At 74.9% G+C, this 21329-nt stretch carries 15 protein-coding genes; 9 read left to right on the plus strand and 6 right to left on the minus strand.

Features of this window, described 5'->3' with window-relative positions; genetic code table 11:
• Positions 1–8 precede the first annotated feature (8 nt).
• The 4 genes from IEZ06_RS07525 to IEZ06_RS07540 all read left to right on the plus strand — a co-directional run bounded on the left by IEZ06_RS07525 (position 9) and on the right by IEZ06_RS07540 (position 7169).
• A complete protein-coding gene (locus IEZ06_RS07525; RefSeq protein WP_189235932.1) occupies positions 9–3398 on the plus strand; it encodes a non-ribosomal peptide synthetase in 3390 nt (1129 codons plus the stop codon).
• The gene (locus IEZ06_RS07530) at positions 3395–4837 is read left to right on the plus strand and encodes a condensation domain-containing protein (protein WP_189235933.1); all 1443 of its coding nucleotides are present in this window, start codon (positions 3395–3397) and stop codon (positions 4835–4837) included. The genes IEZ06_RS07525 and IEZ06_RS07530 overlap by 4 nt, the downstream gene beginning before the upstream one ends.
• A 27-nt stretch (positions 4838–4864) precedes the next feature.
• Entirely contained in the window at positions 4865–6001 is a 1137-nt protein-coding gene (locus tag IEZ06_RS07535; protein WP_189235934.1) for an acyl-CoA dehydrogenase family protein, read from the plus strand.
• Positions 6002–6068: 67 nt separating this feature from the next.
• On the plus strand, positions 6069–7169 hold the full coding sequence (locus IEZ06_RS07540; RefSeq protein ID WP_189235935.1) for an acyl-CoA dehydrogenase family protein: 1101 nt from the start codon (positions 6069–6071) through the stop codon (positions 7167–7169).
• A 22-nt stretch (positions 7170–7191) separates the two neighbouring features.
• Here the strand turns inward: IEZ06_RS07540 and IEZ06_RS07545 are convergent, their stop codons facing one another.
• Positions 7192–7329, minus strand: coding sequence for a hypothetical protein (locus IEZ06_RS07545; RefSeq protein ID WP_189235936.1), 138 nt, complete (start codon positions 7327–7329; stop codon positions 7192–7194).
• Between the two features lie 55 nt (positions 7330–7384).
• On the minus strand, positions 7385–9079 hold the full coding sequence (locus IEZ06_RS07550; protein ID WP_189235937.1) for an aldehyde dehydrogenase family protein: 1695 nt from the start codon (positions 9077–9079) through the stop codon (positions 7385–7387).
• 259 nt (positions 9080–9338) lie between these two features.
• Between IEZ06_RS07550 and IEZ06_RS07555 the strand changes: the two genes are divergently transcribed.
• The gene (locus IEZ06_RS07555) at positions 9339–10931 is read left to right on the plus strand and encodes a tryptophan halogenase family protein (protein WP_189235938.1); all 1593 of its coding nucleotides are present in this window, start codon (positions 9339–9341) and stop codon (positions 10929–10931) included.
• A gap of 58 nt (positions 10932–10989) precedes the next feature.
• Here the strand turns inward: IEZ06_RS07555 and IEZ06_RS07560 are convergent, their stop codons facing one another.
• Both IEZ06_RS07560 and IEZ06_RS07565 read right to left on the minus strand, forming a co-directional pair.
• Positions 10990–11676, minus strand: a complete 687-nt coding sequence (locus tag IEZ06_RS07560) for a response regulator transcription factor (protein ID WP_189235939.1) — start codon at positions 11674–11676, stop codon at positions 10990–10992.
• Entirely contained in the window at positions 11660–12760 is a 1101-nt protein-coding gene (locus tag IEZ06_RS07565) for a sensor histidine kinase (RefSeq protein WP_189235940.1), read from the minus strand. The genes IEZ06_RS07560 and IEZ06_RS07565 overlap by 17 nt, the downstream gene beginning before the upstream one ends.
• Before the next feature lie 305 nt (positions 12761–13065).
• On the opposite strand from IEZ06_RS07565, the gene IEZ06_RS07570 reads away from it, so the two are divergent.
• Entirely contained in the window at positions 13066–14148 is a 1083-nt protein-coding gene (locus IEZ06_RS07570) for a winged helix DNA-binding domain-containing protein (RefSeq protein ID WP_189235941.1), read from the plus strand.
• Between the two features lie 70 nt (positions 14149–14218).
• Here IEZ06_RS07570 and IEZ06_RS07575 read toward each other — a convergent pair whose 3' ends face one another.
• Positions 14219–15538, minus strand: a complete 1320-nt coding sequence (locus IEZ06_RS07575; RefSeq protein ID WP_189235942.1) for an MFS transporter — start codon at positions 15536–15538, stop codon at positions 14219–14221.
• Positions 15539–15723: 185 nt separating this feature from the next.
• On the opposite strand from IEZ06_RS07575, the gene IEZ06_RS07580 reads away from it, so the two are divergent.
• Positions 15724–18450, plus strand: a complete 2727-nt coding sequence (locus tag IEZ06_RS07580) for a non-ribosomal peptide synthetase (RefSeq protein WP_189235943.1) — start codon at positions 15724–15726, stop codon at positions 18448–18450.
• Positions 18451–18632: 182 nt separating this feature from the next.
• On the opposite strand, the gene IEZ06_RS07585 is transcribed toward IEZ06_RS07580, so the two are convergent.
• Positions 18633–19556 carry a UbiA family prenyltransferase gene (locus IEZ06_RS07585; protein ID WP_203872086.1) on the minus strand — a complete coding sequence of 308 codons (924 nt, stop codon included), beginning with the start codon at positions 19554–19556 and terminating at the stop codon, positions 18633–18635.
• A gap of 234 nt (positions 19557–19790) precedes the next feature.
• On the opposite strand from IEZ06_RS07585, the gene IEZ06_RS07590 reads away from it, so the two are divergent.
• Positions 19791–20585, plus strand: coding sequence for an AfsR/SARP family transcriptional regulator (locus tag IEZ06_RS07590; protein WP_189235944.1), 795 nt, complete (start codon positions 19791–19793; stop codon positions 20583–20585).
• A gap of 154 nt (positions 20586–20739) precedes the next feature.
• Complete coding sequence (locus IEZ06_RS07595; protein ID WP_189235945.1) at positions 20740–21318, plus strand: GNAT family N-acetyltransferase; 579 nt, start codon at positions 20740–20742, stop codon at positions 21316–21318.
• Positions 21319–21329 lie beyond the last annotated feature (11 nt).

The raw sequence follows: 21329 nt of genomic DNA on the forward strand, positions 1-21329 counted from the left end.
GGATTGACATGAGCGACCTCGCCGAACGGCTCGGCCGGCTGCCCCAGGGGCAGCGGTCACGGCTCCTGCGGCAGATGCGCGGCCAGATGTCGGCGGGCGGCGGCGGCCGTACCGCGCTGACCCGCCTCGACCACGGCTCCCGCGCCAGGACCTCGTTCCAGCAGGAGCAGATGTGGTTCGTCGACCGGCTGGGCGGCGGCCGCACCCGCAACAACATCGCGCTGTCGGTACGGCTGCGCGGCCCGCTCGACCCGGCCGCGCTCCGCGAGTCGGTGAACGCGGTGGTCCGCCGCCACCAGGTCCTGCACAGCAGGCTGATCGAGGTGGACGGGCTGCCCTGGCAGGAGCCGGTCCCCGGCTACATGGTCGGCGTCCAGCAGACCGACCTGTCCGGCGGGGACGACCCCGAGCGGGAGCTGGCCGAGCTCACCGCCGCCGATGCGGCGGCCCCGTTCGACCTGGCCGCCGGCCCGCCGATCAGGGCCCGGCTGGTCCGCCTCGCCGACGACGAGCACGTCCTGCTGTGGGTGGTCCACCACGTCGTCTGGGACCCGGGGTCGACCCGGGTGTTCGCCGAGGAGCTGACCTCCGGCTACGAGGCGGCGGTGGCCGGGCGCGAGCACGACCTGCCGGGCCTGCCGGTGGAGTACGCCGACTTCGCGGCCTGGCAGCGGGAGAAGCTGGACGCCGAGCGGTCCGCGGCCCTGGCCGAGTCCTGGCGCCGCATCCTGGCGGGCTCCCGGGCGACGGAGGTCATGTCGGACTTCCCCCGGACGCCGGAGACCCGCGGCGAGGGCAAGGGGCTCTCCCTGTCCCTGGACGCCGAGACGCTCGGCAGGCTGTCGGCCACCGCGGAGGCGGCGGGCGCGACGGTGTTCACCACGCTGCTGGCCGCGTTCAACGCGCTGCTGCGCCACTGGACCCGGTCCGAGGACGTCGTGGTCGGCACGGCCAGCGCCTCGCGCCCCCACCCCGACCTGGAGCGGCTCATCGGCTGCTTCGTCAGCATGATCACACTGCGCACGGAGGTGACCGACGACCTGACCTTCCTGGAGCTGGTCGGCCGCACCTCCTCGGCGGTGATGGACGCGTTCGCGCACAGCGAGCTCCCGTTCGAGCAGGTGGTGGAGGCCGTGCGGCCGCCGCGCGACCCGCTGCGCCACCCGCTGTTCCAGATCGAGTTCACCTCCCTGGGCCGCTGGGGCGCGCACCGCGCCGAGGCCGGCGGCGTGGAGTTCTGCATCGAGCAGAAGCACGACGGCGCCGCGAAGTTCGACATGAGCTTCCTGGCCGGCGAGTCCGACGGCCTGGAGCTGTCGCTGGAGTACAACACCTCCCTGTACCGGTACGGCACCGCGGCCGGGCTGCTGGAGGCGTTCCAGCGGGTGCTGCGGCAGGTCGCGGAGGATCCGCAGATCCGGGTGGGCGACCTCGGCCTCGTCGAGGAGCCCGGCGCCTCCCGGCACGCGCGCGAGCTCTCCCGCGGCGGGCCCGTCGACGAGGCGGCCTGGACCGCGACGCTGGACCGGTTGTTCCGCGAGCGGGTCCGGGCCCGGCCCGGGGCGGTCGCGGTCCGCTCCGGGGACGCGGTGGTCGACTACGCGACGCTGGACCGCTGGTCGGACGCCGTCGCGGACGGGCTGCGCGCCCGCGGCGCCCGCCGGAACGAGCCGGTGGCGGTCCTCCTCGGCCGGGGCCCCGCGGCCGTCGCCGGGGTGCTCGGGGTGCTCAAGGCCGGCGCCGCCTATCTGCCGGTCGACCCGGCCGCCCCGGCGGAGCGGGTGGGCACGATCCTCGCCGACGCCTCGGTGCGCCTCGCCCTCGTGCCGGGCGGTCCGGGCGGCGTGGGCGGCTCCGGCGGCGTGGGCGGCGCGGACTCGGACCCGGCGGGGGTGCTGCCGGGGCACGTGGAGGCCGTCCCGGTCCCGGGGCCGCCCGCGGGTGGGACGCCCTCCGAGCCTCCGGCGCCCCCGGTCTGCGAGCCGGGGGACCTCGCCTACGTGCTCTACACCTCGGGCAGCAGCGGCACCCCCAAGGGGGTCATGGTCGAGCACCGCTCGGTCGCGCACTTCTCCCGGGCCATCGCGGCGGACTACGGGATCACCGAGTCCGACCGGGTCCTGCACTTCGCGCCCCTGACGTTCGACGTGTCGGTGTTCGAGATCTTCACCACCCTGCTGGCCGGCGCCGAGCTGGTCGTCGCCGGGGACGAGGAGCGGCGCGACCCCGAACTGCTGACGGCGCTCATGCGCCGCACCGGCGTGACGGTGGCGGAGCTGCCGCCCGCGCTGATGCCCCTGCTGGACCAGCGGCGCCTGCCCGACCTGCGCCTGGTGTCGGTCGGCGGCGAGGCCTTCCCCGGCAGGCTGGTGGCCGAGTGGACCGCCGGGGAGCGCCGCTTCGTCAACGGGTACGGGCCGACCGAGGCCACCGTCGCGGTGACGCTCATGAACTGCGTCGGCTCCTACGACCGCAACCCGCCGATCGGCCGCCCGATGGCCGGCCACCAGGCGTTCGTGCTGGACGGGCGGCTGCGGCCGGTGCCGCCCGGCGTCCCCGGCGAACTGTGCGTGGCCGGGCCGGGCATCGCGCGCGGCTACCTGGGGCGGCCGGAGCTGACCGCGGAGCGGTTCGTCGACAACCCCTACGCCGACGGGGAGGCGACCGCGCGGCTGTACCGGACGGGCGACCTGGTCCGCTGGCTGCCCGGCGGCAACCTCGACTTCCTGGGCCGCACCGACCGGCAGCTGAAGCTGCGCGGGTTCCGGATCGAGCCGGGCGAGGTCGAGGCGGTGCTCGCCCGCCAGCCCGGCGTGGAGCAGGCGGTGGTCACCGTGGTCGCCGGAGCCGACGGCGAGCGCGTGCTCGTCGGCTACGTCGCCGGGACCGCGGACGCCGAGGCGGTACGGCGGGGCGCCGCCGCGCTGCTGCCCGGCTACATGGTCCCGGTCGTCGTGACGCTCGACGAGCTGCCGCTCACCCCGCACGGGAAGGTGGACCTCGCCGCGCTGCCGGTCCCCGCCGACCAGGCCGGGCCGGAGGGGACGGCACCGCGCGACGCGGTCGAGGAGAAGATCGCGCGCGGCGTCGTCGCGCCGCTGCTGGGGCGCGAGCAGGTGGACGTGGAGGGCGACTTCTTCGCCCTCGGTGGCAGCTCTCTGCAGGCCACCACGGTGGTCTCCCGGGTGCGCGGCCACTTCGGCGTCGACATCGCGCTGGCGGACTTCTTCTCCCGGCCGACCGTGGCGGGCCTGGCCGCGCTGGTCCGCGACGCCCAGCGCGACGCCGCCGCCCAGCAGGACCGGCTGCTGTCGGTCTTCGACCGGATCGAGCAGATGAGCGACGAGGAGGCGGCGGAGATGCTCCGCTCGCTGCGCGCGGGCGGGGGCGCGTCGTGACGGCCGCCCCGGCGGACGTCCTGGACGGGCTCCCGGCGCACAAGCGGGAGCTGGCCAGGCTCCTGCTCCAGGCGCAGGCGCCCGTGCCGTCCCGTCCCGAGCCCCGTGCCGGGGGCGGGCCGGTGCCGGCCACTCCGGCGCAGGCGCGGCTGTTCCTGCAGGAGGCCGCCGATCCCGGCGCGGGCACGGGTTCGCACGCCGTACGGCTGCGCGGCCCGCTCGACCCCGGGACCCTGGCCGCCGCGCTCACCTCCGTGCTGGGCCGGCACGAGGCGCTGCGCACCCGGCTGGACGGCGACCCCGGCGGCCTCGGCGGGCCGGTGCAGCACGTCACCGCCGAGCCGTACCTGCGGTTGCAGGTGCTGGACCTGGCCGACGCCCCGGCGGGACGGCGCGCGGCCGAGGTGGCGCGGCAGGTGGCGGGGAGCGCGCGGCGCCCCCTGGACCTCGCCTCGGGCGAGAGCACCCGGTTCCGGCTGCTGCGGCTCGGCGAGGACGACCACGTGCTCGTCCTCGCCGCGCACCTGGCGTTCTTCGACGGCTGGTCGTCGGCGGTGTTCCTCAAGGACCTGTCCGACGCCTACCGGGGGCGCGACCGCACCCCGCCCGCGCTCCAGTTCCCCGACTTCGCCGCCTGGCAGCGCCGCTGGCTCGAGGGCCCCGGCGGGGCCGCGGAGCTCGGCCACTGGCGGGACGCCCTGGCCGGGCTGCCCCCGGCCCGCCCGGCACGCGGGTTCGCCCGCGGCCACCTGCCCGTCGGGCTGGATCCGGCGGCGACCTCCGCCGGGTTCGCGCTGGGCGCCGCCGAGGGCGCGACGCCGTTCATGACGCTGCTCGCCGCGCTGGCCGTGGTGCTCGCCCGCCGGCAGGAGCGCGAGGACCCGGGCCGCCGCGACCGCGACGTGGTCGTCGGGACCCCCGCGGCCGGCCGGGTCCTGTCCGGGATGGAGGACGCCGTGGGGCAGTTCACCACGGTGGTGCCCATCCGGGTGGACTGCTCGGGGCGGCCGTCGTTCCGGTCGCTGCTGGGCCGGGCCCGCACGGCCGTGACGGACGCGCTGGCCCGCCAGCGGCTGCCGGTGGACGCGCTGTTCGGCGAGGGCCGGGGCCGTGCCGGAGGCGGCGTCGGGGACGGGGCCGCGCCGCCGTACTCGGTGCTGTTCGCGCTGCACAACTACCCCGCGGTCCCGCTCGACCTGCCCGGGATCTCGGTGGAGCAGGTGCCGGGCCCTCCGGCGCGGCACCTGGAGCTCTACAGCCCGGTCCCGGCGGCGGCGCTGGCCTGCGTGGGGCTCGTCGAGCGGGACGGGCGGGTGTCCGGGACCGCCGAGTACAACCGCTTCGCGGCCACCGCCGCCGAGGTCGGCGACCTCGTGGACGGCGTCGGGCGGGTCCTGTCCGCCGCCGTCCGCGAACCGGGGTCGGCCGTACTCACCTGAGCCGTACTCACCTGAGGGAGGGAAGCCATGCTCACGTCCGAGCTCCTGTGGGAGCACAGCGAGGCGCCCGTGCGGGCGCTGCGCGACGAGATCCGCGAGATCCTCGCCGCGGCGCCGATCGCGGAGGCCCGGCGGCGGCGCGATCCGCGCCCCGTCCACCGGGCGCTCGGCCGGGCGGGACTGCTCGCGCCGCAGTGGCCGGTGGAGTACGGCGGCCGGGGGGTGAGCCACGTGACCGCCGCGGTGCTGGTCGAGGAACTGGCCATGCACGACGTGCCGGACCTGCTGCACACGCTCACCGTGTCGATCGTCGGCACGACGCTGCTCAACTGCGCCGGCCCGGAGATGCGGGCCCGGCACCTGCCGGGCTTCGCGGCGGGCACGTCCTTCGGCTGCGTGCTGTTCAGCGAGCCGCACGCGGGCTCGGACCTGTCGGTGCTGTCCACCCGGGCGGTCCGGCACGGCGACGGCTACCGGCTGCACGGCACCAAGACGCACTCCATCTTCGCCAGGCTCGCTGACTCCGCCCTCTGCCTGGCCCGCGACGACGACGACGCACTGACCCTGTTCCTGGTCCCCCTCGCCGGCGAGGGGGTCCGGATCGAGCCGATCCCGGCCCTGATGGACGACGACTTCCACGAGGTGACGCTGGACGGCGTCGAGGTGGGGCCCGGCGACGTCGTGGGCGAGCCCGGCCAGGGCTGGGCCATCGTCGTCCGGACACTGGCCTACGAGCGGACCGGCCTGGACTACTACGTCAAGGCGCTGCGCTGGCACCGCGCCGCCACCGCCGCCACCGGGCGGCTGCGGGGCGGGATCGGCCAGCACGACGCGATCGGGCTGGCCCGGCTCAACGCCCGCCTCGTCGCGGCGGGCACGCTGGTCCGGCGGGTGCTGACCCGGCTGGACCGGGGCGAGCTCAACGAGGACGAGGCGGCGGCCGCCAAGTGGTACACCACCGAGCTGGCCGCCGAGATCGCCTGGTGGGCGGCCGAGCGCGGCGCCGACCAGGCGATGATCGCCGAGGAGGACGGCGTCGCCGATCCGCTCGACGTGGCGGCGCGCGAGGCCCCGGGGATGCGGATCTCCGGCGGGACCTCGGAGATGATGCTGGAGACGCTGGCCCGCCTGCGCCTCGACTCGGGTGCGGAGGTGCGGCCGTGACCGCGCCCTCGGACGGGACCGGCCGGGGACTCCCCCGGCCGGGGGACGATCTGCGCGGGGAGGCGCGATGACCGCGATGGAGCCGATGACCGGCGAGTGGTGGACCGCGTGGGAGGAGGAGGACCCGCTCTTCCGCCAGCTCCGCCTGACCGTGCGGCAGGCGCTGCTGGACGGCGGCGGGAGCCCGCAGCAGGCGTGGGAGGCCCTGACCGACGTCGGCGCCTGGGAGTTCGGGGTGCCGCTGGAGCGCGGCGGCCTGGAGCTGGGGCACGCCGTGGTGAGCATGCTGTGCGAGGAGGTCGGCGGCTCGATGCAGCCGCTGCCCCTGCTCGGCACGCTCGTCACCCTGGACCTGCTCGCCGCCCTGCCCGACCGCGCCGGACTGCTCGACCGGATCAGGTCGGGCGGGCTCCCGGTGCCGATCCCCGGCCGCCTGCCGGGGCTGGAGGGCTGCCTGTCCACCGGCCTGGTCTGGTGGCCGGACCCGGGCGGGGACGGCGGACTGCTCTCCGGCACGGCGGGCCCCTTCTCGGTGGGGGTCGAGCCGGGCGCGCTGCTGCTGCTCGCCGAGACCTCCGACGGCCCCCAGGTGAGCCTGGTCACCCTGCCCGGCCCGGGCGTGGAACTGCGCGAGCTGGCCGACCGGGGCGGCGGCCCGGCCGCGGCGGCGGCCCTCACCGGCGTCCGGGTGCCCGCGGAGGCGGTGCTGCTGCGCGGCCGCGAGGCGGAGCGGGCGCTGGCCCGCGTGGGCCTGCGCGGAGCCGTCTACCAGGCGGCGCTCCTGATGGGGCTCGCCGCGGCCACGCTCACGGCGGTGGTGGAACGCGTCCGCGGCCGCCGGCAGTTCGGCCAGCCGCTGTCCAGGCACCAGGCGCCGCGGCTGCGGGTCGCGGGGCTGCTGGCCCGGCTCGACGCCGTGCGCTGGGCCGTCGCCGACGCCGCCCGGTCCCTGGACCGGGGGGCGCTCGGCTCCGCGGACGCGGCCGGCCTGCTCGCCCTGACCGCCGAGACGGCCCTGGACGTCACGCGCGACGCCGTGCACCTGCACGGCGCGTCCGGGCTGGCCCGCGACTCGGTGGTGGCCTCGTGCTACCGGAGGGTCGCGTGGGAGGCGCTGCGCGGCGGCCGGCCGACGCTGCTGTGGGAGACCGCGGCGGGCGGCGGCTGAGTCACGCGGACGAACCGGCCCGTCACGCGTCCGGCGGGCCGGAGTAGTCGATGCCGAGGGCGGCGGCCGGGTCGCGGAAGAAGCCGGCGGTCACCGCGCCGTCCTCGTCGTCCCCGGCCTGGCGGCGCAGCACGCCTTCAACCCGGGCCGGCCGCCCCACGTCGGTTCCGCTTCGTGAACCGGTGCTCCCGGTGGCGGAGGTTCCGCCGGAGCCGTCAGCGGGCGCCGATCTCCACCTGCGCCTCACCCGGGCCGATCTGCACCGCCTTGACCTCGCAGAACGCCTCCACTCCCCATTCGCCCAGCTCGCGCCCGTTGCCCGACCGCTTGTACCCGCCGAACGGCGCGAGCAGGTTGAACGGCGCCCCGTTCACGTCGACCCTCCCGGTGCGGATCCGGCGGGCGACCGCCAGCGCGCGCTCCGTCGAGGCCGACCACACGGCGCCGTGCAGGCCGTAGTCGCTGTCGTTGGCGATCCGCACCGCGTCGTCCTCGCCGGCGTACGGGATCAGCACCGTGACCGGGCCGAAGATCTCCTCCCTGGCGATCCTCATCCCGTTGTGCACGTCGGCGAAGACCGTGGGCCGGACGTAGAAGCCGCGGTCCAGGCCTTCGGGGGGCGCCGCGCCGCCGGCGACGAGCCGGGCCCCCTCCCGCTCCCCGAGCCGGATGTGGTCGCGCACCCGGGCCCGCGCGGCTCCCGAGATCAGCGGTCCCAGGTCGGTGCGCGGGTCGAAGGGGTCGCCCGTGCGCAGGGAGGCGGCGGTCGCGGCGGCGATCTCGACCGCCTCGCCGTACCGGGCCTGCGGGACGAGGAGGCGGCTCCAGGCCAGGCAGGCCTGGCCCGAGTTGAAGCAGGCCTGCCGGATGCCCGCGCCGACGGCCGTCTCGAGGTCGGCGTCGTCCAGGACGATGTTCGCGCTCTTGCCGCCGAGTTCCAGGTGCACCCGCTTGACGGTGCCGGCCGCGAGCGTGGAGACGCTCCGGCCGGCGCGCTGCGAGCCGGTCAGGGAGACCATGGCGACGCCGGGGTGCTCGGCCAGGACCGATCCGACGACCGGGCCGGCGCCGCTGACCAGGTTGACCACGCCCGGCGGCAGGTCGCACTCGGCGAGCAGGTCGGCCAGGCGGAAGGTGTTGAGCGGGGCGAGCTCGCTCGGCTTGAGCACGACGGTGCAGCCCACCGCGAGCGCGGGCACCAGCTTCTGCATGACGAGCAGGAGCGGGACGTTCCAGGGGGTGATGCAGGCGACGACGCCGACGGGCTCGCGCAGGACCACCGAGCCTCCCACCCGCTGCTCGAAGGGGTGCGAGGGCAGCGTCTCCAGGTAGGAGCGGAGCACCCCGAGGGCGAACTCCACCTGCACGCCGCGGGCCAGGTGGCGGGGCATGCCCACCTCCCGGCTGATCGTGTCGGCCAGGACCCCGGCGTCGGCCTCCATGAGCTCCAGCAGCCTGCGCAGGGGGCGGAGCCGGGCCTCCAGCGGCAGGGCGGCCCAGCCGGGGAAGGCCGCGGCCGCCGCCTCCACGGCCCGCCGCGCCTCGTCCGCGGTGCCCGCGGGCACGCTGCCGACGACCTCCTCCCGCGCCGGGTCGAGGACGGTGAACCTCTCGCAGGTGTCCGGCGGGGTCCACCTGCCGCCGATCCACAGCGCGCCCCGGTGGACGGGCGGCGCGGGGCGGGCCGTCGCGCCGTCACCGGCCGGGCCCGCCTGCGGATTCGCAGACGGATTCGCAGACGGACCCGCGGACGGGCTCGCAGGCGGGCTCGCGGACGGGCGTTCGGCCCGGTTCGCAGGCGGGCTCGCGGACGGGCTGGCGGGCGGGCTCACGGGCGGGCTGGTGGACGGGCTGGCGGGCGGGCTCACGGGCGGGCTGGTGGACGGGCTCGCGGGCAGGGTCGCGGTCATGCCGTGCTCCTTCTCTTGCGGACCCTCCGGGCTCTCGCGGCTCCCTCACGTCCTCGGGACCGGGGTCCGGCCGGGTTCGGCCGGACCCTAGGCGCGGCCGGGTCGGTGCCCGGTTACGCCGGCGCCCGGTTACGCCGGCGGCCGGGGTCCCGGCGGAGGCGTAACCCCGGACCGACTCGCCCGGCCTACGGTCCACCGTGAACGACGACGTTCCGCGCCGGTGACGCCCGGCACGGTCCCAGGAAACGGAGGACGCGCAGTGGATCATCGCATCAAGAACGTGGTCATCCTCGGTGGAGGCACGGCGGGCTGGATGGCCGCCAGCTACCTCGGCAAGGTGCTGCAGGGCGGCGTGCGGATCACGGTCCTGGAGGCGCCCGCCATCCCCAGGATCGGTGTGGGCGAGGCGACCGTGCCGAACCTGCAGCGTGCGTTCTTCGACGTGCTGGGCATCCCGGAGGAGGAATGGATGCCCGAGTGCAACGCGAGCTTCAAGATGGCGGTCAAGTTCGTCAACTGGCGCACGCCCGGCGCGGGTGAGAGCACCCCCCGGACCCTGGAGGACGGCCGGCCGGACCAGTTCTACCACCCGTTCGGGCTCCTGCGCTCCCACGACGGGCTGCCCCTCTCGCACTACTGGTACAACGAGGTCCACGAGGGCCGCACCGGCGAGCCGTTCGACTACGCGTGCTTCCGCGAGCCCCCCCTCATGGACGCCAGGCTCTCGCCGCGCTGGCTGGACGGCCGCCGCTCGACCGCCTACGCCTGGCACTTCGACGCGCACCTGGTCGCCGACTTCCTGCGGCGCTTCGCCACCGGGAAGCAGGGGGTCGTGCACGTCCAGGACGAGATGACCGAGCCCGTCATGGACGAGCGGGGCTTCGTCACCGCCCTGCGGACGAAGGGCGGCCTCACGCTCGAGGGCGACCTGTTCGTCGACTGCTCCGGTTTCCGCGGCCTGCTCATCAACAAGGCCATGGCCGAGCCGTTCATCGACATGGGCGACCACCTGATCAACGACAGCGCGGTCGCCACCTCCATCCCGCACGACGACGAGGCGGAGGGGATCGAGCCGTACACCTCCTCCATCGCGATGCCCTCGGGCTGGGCGTGGAAGATCCCGATGCTGGGGCGGTTCGGCAGCGGCTACGTCTACAGCAGCCAGTTCGCCTCCAGGGACGAGGCGACCGCCGACTTCGCCCGCCTGTGGAACCTCGACCCCGACTCCACCTCCTTCAACCACATCCGCTTCCGGGTCGGCCGCAACCGCCGCGCCTGGGTGAACAACGTGGTCAGCATCGGCCTGGCCTCGTGCTTCCTGGAGCCGCTGGAGTCGACCGGCATCTACTTCACCTACGCCGCGATCTTCCAGCTCGCCAAGCACTTCCCCGACCGGCGGTTCGACCCCGCGCTGGCCGACGGGTTCAACCGCGAGATCGAGGAGATGTTCGACGACACCCGGGACTTCCTCCAGGCCCACTTCTACTACTCGCCGCGCGTCGACACACCGTTCTGGAAGGCGAACAAGGAACTGCACCTGACGGACAACATCAAGGGGAAGATGGCCGCCTACAAGGCCGGCCTCCCCATCAACCAACCGGTGACGGACGAGGGCACCTATTACGGCAACTTCGAGGCCGAGTTCCGGAATTTCTGGACAAACGGTAGTTATTACTGCATTTTCGCCGGGCTGGGCTGCCTGCCCGACAACCCCCTCCCCTCGCTCACCTACAAGGAGCGCTCCATCGAGCAGGCGCGGGCGCTGTTCGCCGACGTCAAGCGGGAGCAGCGGGAACTGCTGGCCACGCTGCCGAGCAACCGCGAGTTCCTCCGGCTGCTGCACGGCAGGTGACGGCGCCTGCGCGCCCGGGTCCGTGCCGCGGGGCCCTCCGGGAGCCTCCGCGGCGCGGTCACTCCGGCGGCCGGCCGTTCCGCCCCGAGTCGATGACCGGGTTGATGAGCCGGGCCGCCATCGCCTTGCGGACCGAGTCCACCCGCGAGACGGCGCCGAGCTTGGCGTAGATGTTGGACAGGTGCCGCTTCACCGTGGCCTCGGTGATGCCGAGCCTGGTGGCGATCTGGGAGTTGGAGTAGGCGTCGGCGGTCAGCCGCAGCACCTCCATCTCCCGCGCCGACAGCGGCCGGCCGCCCCCCTCGGCCGGCTCCCCGCGGCCCAGCGTCTCGCGCGACACCGACAGCAGCACGTTGCGCGGGCTCTGGTGGACGGCGTGCAGGGCCGCGATCAGCTGGTCGCGGGCGATGTTCTTGACGAGGTAGGCGGCCGCCCCGCAGTCGAGGAGCTCCTGCACGATCCTGGAGTTCTGGTGCATCGTCAGGACGATGACCGTCGCCTCGGGGCAGACCTGCCGGAGCCGGCTGACGACCGCCCGGGCCCCGGGGCCCGGCATCTCGACGTCCACGATGACGATGTCCGGCCGCAGGACCGGCACCAGCGCGAGGACCTTGTCCCCGTCGGCCGCCTGCCCCACGACCTGGAAGGCCGGGTCGGTCTGGATCAGCTCCGCCAGGCCGTCCCGGAACAGGGTGTGGTCGTCCGCCAGCACCACCCTGATCCGCCGCTCATCCGGATCGGTCAACGTCTCCCGCCCTCTCCTCATCGGCGGCGTCCTTCGCCTCCGGTCTGCTCCACGGCCCCAGGGCCGGGTCCTCCCCCAGCGGCACCAGCACCTCGACGGTCGTCCCCTCCCCCACCCTGCTCGACAGGTTGACGGTGCCGCCGAGCAGCGCGGCCCGCTCCCGCATCGACGTCAGTCCCCCGCCGCTGCGCGCCGCCCGCGTCGCCGTCACGTCGAACCCGCAGCCGCGGTCGCTGACCGCCGCGCGCAGCACGCCGTCCCGCCCCTCCACCTCCACGTGGATCTCCGCGGTGCCCGAGTGCAGCAGCGCGTTGCGCACCGCCTCCCTGAGCAGGATGTAGATCTCCTCCCGGACCTCCCAGGGGAGGCTCGGCTCGCCGCCGGTCGTGGTCAGCGTGGTGCGGGTGGAGCGCGGGACCGTGATGCGCAGGTACTTGCCGAGCGCGGCCTCCAGGCTGTCGTCGCCGACCCGCTCCCACAGGTCCGCCGAGAGCCGCCGGGTGCCCTGCAGCCCCTCGTTGATCGCCTGCCGGGCCATCGCCAGGTTGGCGGCCGCGCGCTCGGGGTCGTCGCCCTGGTAGACCTCGTAGAGGTCGAGCTGCTGCAGCGCCACGCCCATCCCGTGGGCGATCCGGTCATGGAGGTCCCGCGCGATCCGGTGGCGCTCGTCCTGGTGGGCCGAGAGCAGCTTGGCGAGCAGGAAGTTGACGTAGGGCACCGACCCGACGGCGAGCCGTACCATGATGGCCCGCTGCAGGTCCAGGCCGATGGTCACCGTCCGCTCCTGCACGTCCAGACCGTCCCGCGCGGAGAGCCTGCGGGCGAGGACCGGGAAGGCGGCCTCGAACATGAGGGCGGCCGCGAGGAGCGACTGCGTCGGGTGCACGCCCTGCTGCGCGCGGGTCGCGCCGATCTCCATGCTGAGGGGGAGCGACAGGGCGTCCTCCTCCGGAGGGACGCCGCTGCAGCGGGCCAGCACGTCGTCGACGACCAGACCCGCCTGCCGGACGAGCTGCTCGACCACCGTCTCGTCGCTCAGCACGACGCTTCCCGCGGAGCTCAGCAGCGACCGGTAGGACGCCACGACCTCGGCGTGAACGGCTTCCCTGTCAAAACCGGGCCCATCCCCATCGGAACTCTCGTCGTCGCGCAGCGCCATCCCACACCTCGACACTAGGGAGCAGTCCCGCCCGTTTACCGGAGTCATTACATTAATCGCAAAACACGCTTAAAACGCAGATAGTACGAAGTTCCGTGAAGTCCGGCAAGCGCGTGCTCCGGATGTTCGAAGGTGTTTCGAAATCGGCACTTGTCGGCAAGAGAGATAAAACCGTACATGATCGTAATCATCTGGTCGACTTCGGCTGAGCCCCACTAGGGTGGGGCCCCATGCCGATCATCACCCCGGAGCGCGCCCGGCTGATGCGCGCCCGGGCTCAGGGGCTGGCCGGCGGCGTCAGGGGCGGCGGCGTGGCGGAGGTCGTCGGCCGCGCCTTCGCGATCCAGGCTCAGGACGCCGAGGCCGCCGCGCTCGGCCTGCGGGCCCGCAGCGCGCGGATCACCCGGAGGGACGTCTCCGCCGCGTACGGTCCCGTCCTCGTCCGCGGCTGGTTCATGCGCGGCACGCTGCACGCGGTGGCGGCGCACGACGCCAGGTGGCTGCTGGGGCTGCTCGGGCCGGTCTTCCTGGCGGCGAGCCGCCGGCGGTACGCCGAACTCGGCCTGGACGAGCGGCTCCAGGAGCGCGCCGAGGGCCTGATCACCGAGGCCGTGGGCGCGGACGGGCCGCTCACCCGCGCCGAGCTCACGGCCCGGCTGGCGGGCCTGGGGGTGCCCCCGACCGGCCAGGCCGCCTTCCACCTCATCCGCCGCACGGCGCTGCGCGGGCGGATCTGCCACGGCCCGGACCGCGCGGGCGAGGCGACGTTCGCCCTCCTCGACGACCTGGTCCCGCCCGGCGGCCCCCCGCCGCCGCCGGCCCGGGAGGCCGCGGCCGAACTGGCCCGCCGGTACCTCGCCGCGCACGCCCCCGCCTCGGCCGGGGACTTCATCGCCTGGTCGGGCCTGCCGGCGGGCCTGGCCCGGCAGGGGTGGCACGCCCTCGAGGACGTCGCCGAGGCCGGGATCGGGGGCGGGGTGCACGTCCTGCCCCGGGCCCGGCTGGCGGAGGCGGAGGAATCGGAGCCGGAGGGGCCGCCCGACGTGCGGCTGCTGCCCGCCTACGACGGCTACCTCGTGGGCTACCGGACGAGGGACCTCTCGGTGCCGGCCGCCCACGCCCGGCGCGTGTGGCCCGGCGGCGGCCAGATCCGCCCGGTCGTCCTGGCGGACGGCCTGGCGGTCGCCACCTGGACGCGCCGGGAGCGGGCCGTCGGCGTCACGCCGTTCGGCCCCCTGCCGCCGGAGATCGAGTCCGGGATCGCCGCGGAGTCGGCGGACGTCGCACGGTTCCTGGCCTCCGGAACGGACTGAGCCGGAAGCCGCACAGGCCGGAGCGGGCCCGGTCGCCCGGGCCCGCTCCGGCGCTTTCACGTCCTGGCCGTCACCCGGTGACGGACGCCACCGGACGCTCGGGGTCGTCCTCCGGGGTCCCGTCCTCCGGTCCCCCCTCCGCGCGGACGTCCTGCGGCTCCCCGCCGGGCTGCTCCCGGATGGCCGCCACCGGTCCCAGGAGCAGCGTGAGGCCGCCGAGGGCGATGATCACGCCGGCCAGCACGAGGCCCGGGGTCAGGCCCACGGTCTCGCCGAGCACGCCGCCGACCGCGTAACCGACGGAGAGCGCGCCGTAGACCGCCGCGAGCGCGGTGCCGCCGACCCTGCCCATCTGGTCGTTGGGGGTGACCCCCTGCACCAGGCTGAGCACGTGGATGTCGAAGATCGGGCTGACGAACCCGAGGACCGCCTGGACGACCAGCAGACCCGCGAAGCCGCCGACCGCGCCGGCGGACGGGACCAGGATGTAGCCGGCGCCGAGCACGACCGCGACGAGGACCAGCGTCCGGCCGAGGGTCAGGGCCTTGGCGACCTGCTCGGACAGGACCGCCCCGACGATGACGAAGACGGCCATGACGGCCCAGGCGATGCCGACCTGGCCGGGGCTGAGGCCCAGCACGTTGTAGGCGTACACCAGGATCAGCGCGTCGCCGATGGCCGCGCCGAAGTTCACCACGACGTTGGAGACGAACAGGCTCCGCAGGACCGGCGTGCCGAACAGCGTGCGCATGCCCTCCTTCATGTCGGCCGCCGCGGAGGCCTTGCGCCCCTCCACCTGCTCGCGGACCTCGCGGTGCCGGATGAACAGCAGCGCCACCAGCGAGACGAGGAAGGTGAACGCGTCCACCGTGACGGCCCTGGCCGCGCCCAGGACCTGCATGAGCGCGCCGCCCGCGCCCGCGCCGAGGGCCTCGGCGAGGCTCCGGCTGATCTGCAGCTTGGTGTTGCCCTCGACCAGGTTCTCGGTGCCGATGAGCTGCGGCAGCCAGGACTGGTAGGAGACCTCGAAGAACGTGGTGAGCACGCCGACGACCGCGGCCACGACGTAGAGGTGCGGCAGCGTGACCGCGTCGAGCGCGAACGCCACCGGGATGCTCGCGAGCGCCAGGAAGCGCCCGAGGTCCGCGGCGATCATGATCGACCGCCGCGAGACCCGGTCGGCGACCAGCCCGGCCAGCGGGGCCAGCAGGAAGAAGGGCAGGAACCTCAGGGTCCCCAGCACGCCGACCTCCACCGGACCGCCGCCGAGCGTGACGATCGCGATGGTGGGCAGCGCCAGCAGTGAGATCTTGTCGCCGAAATTGCTGATCGTCTGTCCGGCCCACAGCCGGTTGAAATCGGCGTGTCGGCCCAATGATGCCTTCGCCATACCATCGTCCTCTTTTCCGGTCGGGTCGGGGAATCCTTTTCTCGGTCCCGGCGACCGTAACCACTACTGGTTATCGACCGGTTACGACACCGACTTCGAGTCATATCCCCTGTCAGGAGATCCGCCTGGGCATAACCGGCCCTTCTTATGTTCACGGCGCCGACGTAATTCGAATGGAGGAATCCATGACCGCCCTGCACCAGGAGCCGGACCGACCGGCGCTCCTCTCCCCTCCCGACCTCCCGGTCGCCGCGGGTCCGAGCGCCCCCGCCCCGGCCGAACGGCACGAGTACCGGATCTCCCCCCGCCGCTGGCGGGCGCTGACCGCAGCCGCCCGCACCCACGGCGCCCGCCCGGAGGCCCTGCTCGTGGCCGCGTTCGCCGAGGTGCTGCGGGGGTGGGCCAAGAGCCCGGACTTCACCTTGGCCTACCGCTCGCCCGGGGCCGCCACCGTCCCGGTGACCGCCCCGCGTACCGGGGACCGGTTCGGCGTCAGGGCCGCCAAGCTCGACCAGGCGATCGCCCGCGCGCTGGCCGGAGCCGCGACCGGCACCCCGACCGGCACCGCGGCCGGCACCGCGGCCGACGGCGGTGCCGGGACGGCCGGCCTGCCGGTGGTCGTCGGCACACTGGAGGCCGGTCCGCGGGCCGGCCGGGAGTCCGCGCCGACGACCGCCCGCGGGACCGGGAGCACGGAGCGGCCCCTGCTCGACCTGGGCTTCCGCCAGGAGGACGGCGGGCTGTACCTGCGCTGGGAGGCCGCGGGCGGCGTGTTCCCGCCCGGCCTGTGCGCGTCGATGTCCGGCGTCCTGGCGGCGCTGCTGGAGCGGCTGGCCGACGGCGGGCCCGACTGGGCGCAGACCCGCCCCGACGTGCTCCCCGGCGCCGACCGCAGGCTCGTCGACGAGGTGAACTCCACCGCCGGGCCCGTACCCGGCGCGCTGCTGCACGAGACCCTCTTCGCCCGGGCCGCCGAGCGCCCGGACGCCGAGGCCGTCGTCGACGGCCGCCGCCGGCTCACCTACGGCGAGCTGTCCGGTTACGCGCGCCGCATCGGCCGCCGCCTGCGGCGCGGCCGCGTGCGGACCAACGAGCTGGTCGCCGTCGTCATGGAGAAGGGCTGGGAGCAGTACGCCGCCGTGTACGGCGTGCTCGCCTCCGGCGCCGCCTACCTCCCGGTCGACGCCGCCGCCCCCGCCGAGCGGCTGGCCCGGCTGATCGAGCGCGGTCGCGTACGGCACGTGCTCACCCAGTCGCACCTGGCCGAGCGGCTGACCTGGCCCGAGGGCGTGACCGTGCACCGGGTCGACGAGGAGTTCGAGACCGGGGACGACGGCCCGCTCCCCTCCGTCCAGAGCCTCGGCGACCTGGCCTACGTCATCTTCACCTCCGGGTCGACGGGCGAGCCCAAGGGCGTGATGGTGGACCACCGCGGCGTGGCGAACCTCGTCGCCGACGTCAACGCCCGGTTCGGCGTCGGCCCGGACGACCGCCTGTTCGGCATCTCGGGGCTGCACTTCGACGCGTCGGTCTACGACGTGTTCGGCGTGCCCGCCGCCGGCGGCACCGTCGTGCTGCCGGACCCCTTCGAGCGCGCCCAGCCCGACCGGTGGACCGACCGGGTGAAGGAGGAGCGCGTCACGCTCTGGAACTCCGTACCGGCGATCATGGAGATGCTCGTCGGCCAGGCCGAGATCCGCGACGACCGCCCCCTGTCCACCCTGCGGCTGGCCGTGCTGTCCGGCGACTGGATCCCGCTCACCCTCCCCGGCCGCCTGCGCGCCCAGGCCGGAGACCTGCTGTTCGTCGGCTCCGGCGGGCCGACGGAGACGATCTGCTGGTCGGTGTTCTCGCCCGTCGGCGAGGTGGACCCGGCCTGGACGAGCATCCCGTACGGCAAGCCGATCACCAACCAGCGCTACCTCGTCGTCGACGACGAGCTGCGGCGCCGCCCGGTGTGGGCCGTCGGGCAGATGGCGGTGGTGAGCGACGTCGGGCTGGCGCACGGGTACTTCGACGACCCGGAGCGGACCGCGGCCCAGTTCACCGCGCTCCCGGAGAGCGGGGAGCGCGCCTACCTGACCGGGGACGTCGGACGCCACCTCCCCGACGGCAACATCGAGATCCTGGGCCGCGAGGACCACCAGGTGAAGATCCAGGGCTACCGGATCGAGCTCGGCGAGATCGAGGCGGTCCTGCGGGACCAGCCCTCGGTCGAGGCCGCGGTCGTCGTGGCCCCGCGCAGCGGGTGGGGGGTGCGCCGCCTGCACGCCTTCGTCACCGGGAGCCAGGAGGCCGGGCGGGACCGGCCCGACCCGCGCGCGCTGCGCGCCCGGCTCCGGGAGCTGCTGCCCTCGTACATGGTGCCGGCCAAGGTCGAGGTCGTCGACGCGCTGCCGCTGACCCGCAACGGCAAGACCGACCGGCTGGCCCTCACCGAGCGGGCCGGCGGCGCGACCGCCGCCCAGTCCCCCGGCCACCCCGCCCAGGCCGCCGGGCACCCCGCCCAGGCCGCCGGGCACCCCGCCCAGGCCGCCGGGCACCCCCCGCTGGCCGGGCGGGAGGACCCGGCGGCGCAGGCCGTGCCGCCGGCGGGCCAGGACGGGCCCGGCAGCGCGCTGGAGCTCGTCATCGGCGCGCTGATGGGCGACGTGCTGGGTTCCGAGCCGGTCGAGCGCACCGGCAACTTCCTGCGGCTCGGCGGCGACTCGCTCAGCGGCACCCGCCTGGCGTACGCGCTGCGGGAGCTGCTCGGCGTCGAGGTGCCGCTCCGCCAGGTGTTCGACAACCCCGTCCCCGCCGACCTCGCCGCCGCCATCGCCGCCGTCCCGGTGCACGGGGCCGCGGCGGTGGCGGCGGCCGAGCTCATCGCGGAGCTGAGCGAGCGGGAGGAGGAGCCGGCCCTGCCCTAGCGGATCCCGCGAGCGCCCGGAGACCCCAGGGTCTCCGGGCGCTCGCGCGAGCGGGGGACGACGGGATCGGGAGCCGGGACCGCAGCCGGAGCCGGGACCGGAGAAACGATCGAAGCGGGGAAACGATCGAGGCGGGTCCGGAACCATCCGGACCCGCCTCGATCGTTCGGCGCCGACTCCGGTCAGCGGAGCACGACCTCCGCCAGGACGGTCAGGTGCGCCGAGTACTGGGTCAGCATGAAGAGCCGGTACGGCCGGCGCTGGGCCCTGCGGTCCCCGGTGCTCCACCGGCCGAGCGCGACGGCGGCCAGGGCGGCGCTCCCGGCGAGGACCAGCGCGGCGGCGGGCACCAGGCCCGGCGCGGCGGTCAGGGCCGCGGCGAGGAAGGAGCCGCCCACCGCCACGGCCGCGGCCGCGATGGCGAGCTTGGCCCGGCGCTCGCCCCACAGCAGCGGCAGGGTGTGGCGCCCGGCGGCCCGGTCCCCGGCGACGTCGGACAGGTCCTTGGCGAGCCCGCCGATGCCCATCCAGGCCGACATCGCGACCGCGAACACCAGCACGGTGCCGGTGACGGGGACGCCCGCCGCGCTGATGCCCGCCAGGTAGGTGACCAGGCCCGCGCCCACCACGGCGACCTGCACCCCGGCGACGGTGTTCTTCAGCGGGGCCGGGCCGGTCGAGTAGGCCCAGCTGAGCACCAGGAGCAGGAGCGCGAGGAGGAAGAACCGCTCCGACAGCGCCGCGGACAGCGACAGGCCCAGGGCGCCGAGCAGGAGGGCCAGCCGCCCTCCGGTGAGTGCGGACAGGTCGCCGCGGGCGATCGGCCGGGTGGAGCCGTTCGACTGGTCCTCGACGACGTCGGCCGCGCCGTTGAGCAGGTACGCGGACCAGGTCAGCAGGAGCCAGGCCGCCGCCCCCGCCGCCATCACCCCCCAGGAGACGTCCGCCGCCGCCCCGGCTCCGATGAGCGCGCCGGCGAGCAGCCGGAGCTGGAAGATCACCTGGACCGCGGGCCGCGCCTCCGTCCAGGACAGCCGCACCGCCCGGCCGCTGATGGCGGCCATCGGCCGGACCGCTGCTTCGATCTTGTACACGGGATGCGTCATCGCGATGCCTTCTGGCTAGGGGGGTGCGACGCACTCATCGTTCACGGGTGGTCGCCCGCCGTACATAGTGCGAGGTGTGCACCCCCCTACGACTAAAGTCGTAGACCCCCTTGCACCTTGTGGGCAGCGCCCTTGAACAGGACCTCCGCGGTTCCATAGCGTTCCGGTCAGACCCGATGACCGGGTTCGGAGCGCCGCACCGGCCCTCCGGGTCCTATGGAAAGGGCGGCCCCCATGCTCACGGATTCCACGCCGGCGGTGACGGTCCACTGCCTGGGCAACTTCCGTCTGGAGATCGACGGCCTGCCGGTGGCCCACTGGCGCGCGGGCAAGGCCCGGGCGCTCTTCCAGTACCTCCTGGTCAACCGCGGCCGGCTGGTCCACCGGGACAGGCTGCACGAGGTGCTCTGGCCCGACAGCGACGACCGGAGCTCCAGCTCCCTGAAGGTGGCGGTCCACGCCGTCCGCCGCGTGCTGGGGGTCTACCAGGGGGACGACGGGTTCCGGCTGGTCCACCAGGACCACGGATACATGCTGCAGGCGCAGAGCGCGTGGGTGGACCTGGAGGAGTTCGAGCGGGCCTTCCAGCAGGGCCGCGACCTCTGGGCGGCCAAGGAGCACCAGCGGGCGCTGGAGTGCTTCCGGACCGCCGCCGACCTCTACTCCGGCGACTTCCTGACCGGCGAGGCCAGCGACTGGATCAACGAGCAGCGGCAGTGGGCGCAGGGTGTCGCGCTGCGCGCGCTGGCGGTGCTGCGCGCCGACTCCCTGGAGCGGGAGGACTGGCCGGCCGCCATGCACTGGTGCCGCCGCATCATCTCCCTCGACCCCTACCACGAGGACACCTACCAGACGCTGATGATGATGCACGGCGAGCTGGGCGAGCTGGGCCGGGTCAGGGACTGGTACGAGCTGTGCCGCCGCCGGCTCCGCAACGACCTCGACACCGAGCCCACGGAGCGCACCGAGCGGATCCTCGCCTCGCTGACCCGCCGCGGGAGCCGGCCGCTCGCGCCCGCGCTGGCCTGACCGCCGCCCTCCCTCGCCTTTTCACGAACCCTCCCACCGCCCTTCTCTAGCCCTTTTGAATCACCACCAGTCAAGTCCCTGTAAAACTCGAAAGCCCGCGGGGAGAACTGGCGCGGCCCATGCGCCCGGACTCCCCCAGAAACGGATCCACGGTATGCCCGTCGAAATTCATCCGGCCGACTCCCGGCGCTGGGACGACCTCCGCGCCGTCCTGTGCCCCACCGAGAACAGGCAGACGTGCTGGTGCCTGGCCTGGCGTCTGACCACGGCCGAGTACAACCGGAGGACCGCCGACGAGCGCGGGGCGGTCATGCGCGCCCTGGTCGACGCCGATCCACCGCCCGGCCTCCTGGCCTACGTGGACGGCGAGGTCGCCGGCTGGTGCAACGTGGGCCCCCGCGCGGGCATGGACCGGCTGACCGGCTCGCGCACCATCCCCGCGGTCGACGACGTCCCGGTGTGGTCGGTGGTGTGCTTCGTCGTGCGGGCCTCCCACCGCCGCCGCGGCGTCGCCGAGGCCCTGCTGCTGGGCGCCGTGGAGCACGCCCGCAGGTACGGCGCGCCCGCCATCGAGGGCTACCCCGTCGACCCCGAGGGCGGACGCGTCAACCCCTCCCTCGCCTACGTCGGGACGATGGGCATGTTCGAGCGGGCCGGGTTCCGCCGGCTGCTCAAGACCGAGGCCAAGAGCGACCGCCGGCACCGCTGGGTCGTCCGCCTCGACCTCTCCTGACCTCTCCTGAC

The sequence above is a fragment of the Planomonospora antibiotica genome, assembly GCF_014647955.1.
GTDB lineage: Bacteria > Actinomycetota > Actinomycetes > Streptosporangiales > Streptosporangiaceae > Planomonospora > Planomonospora parontospora.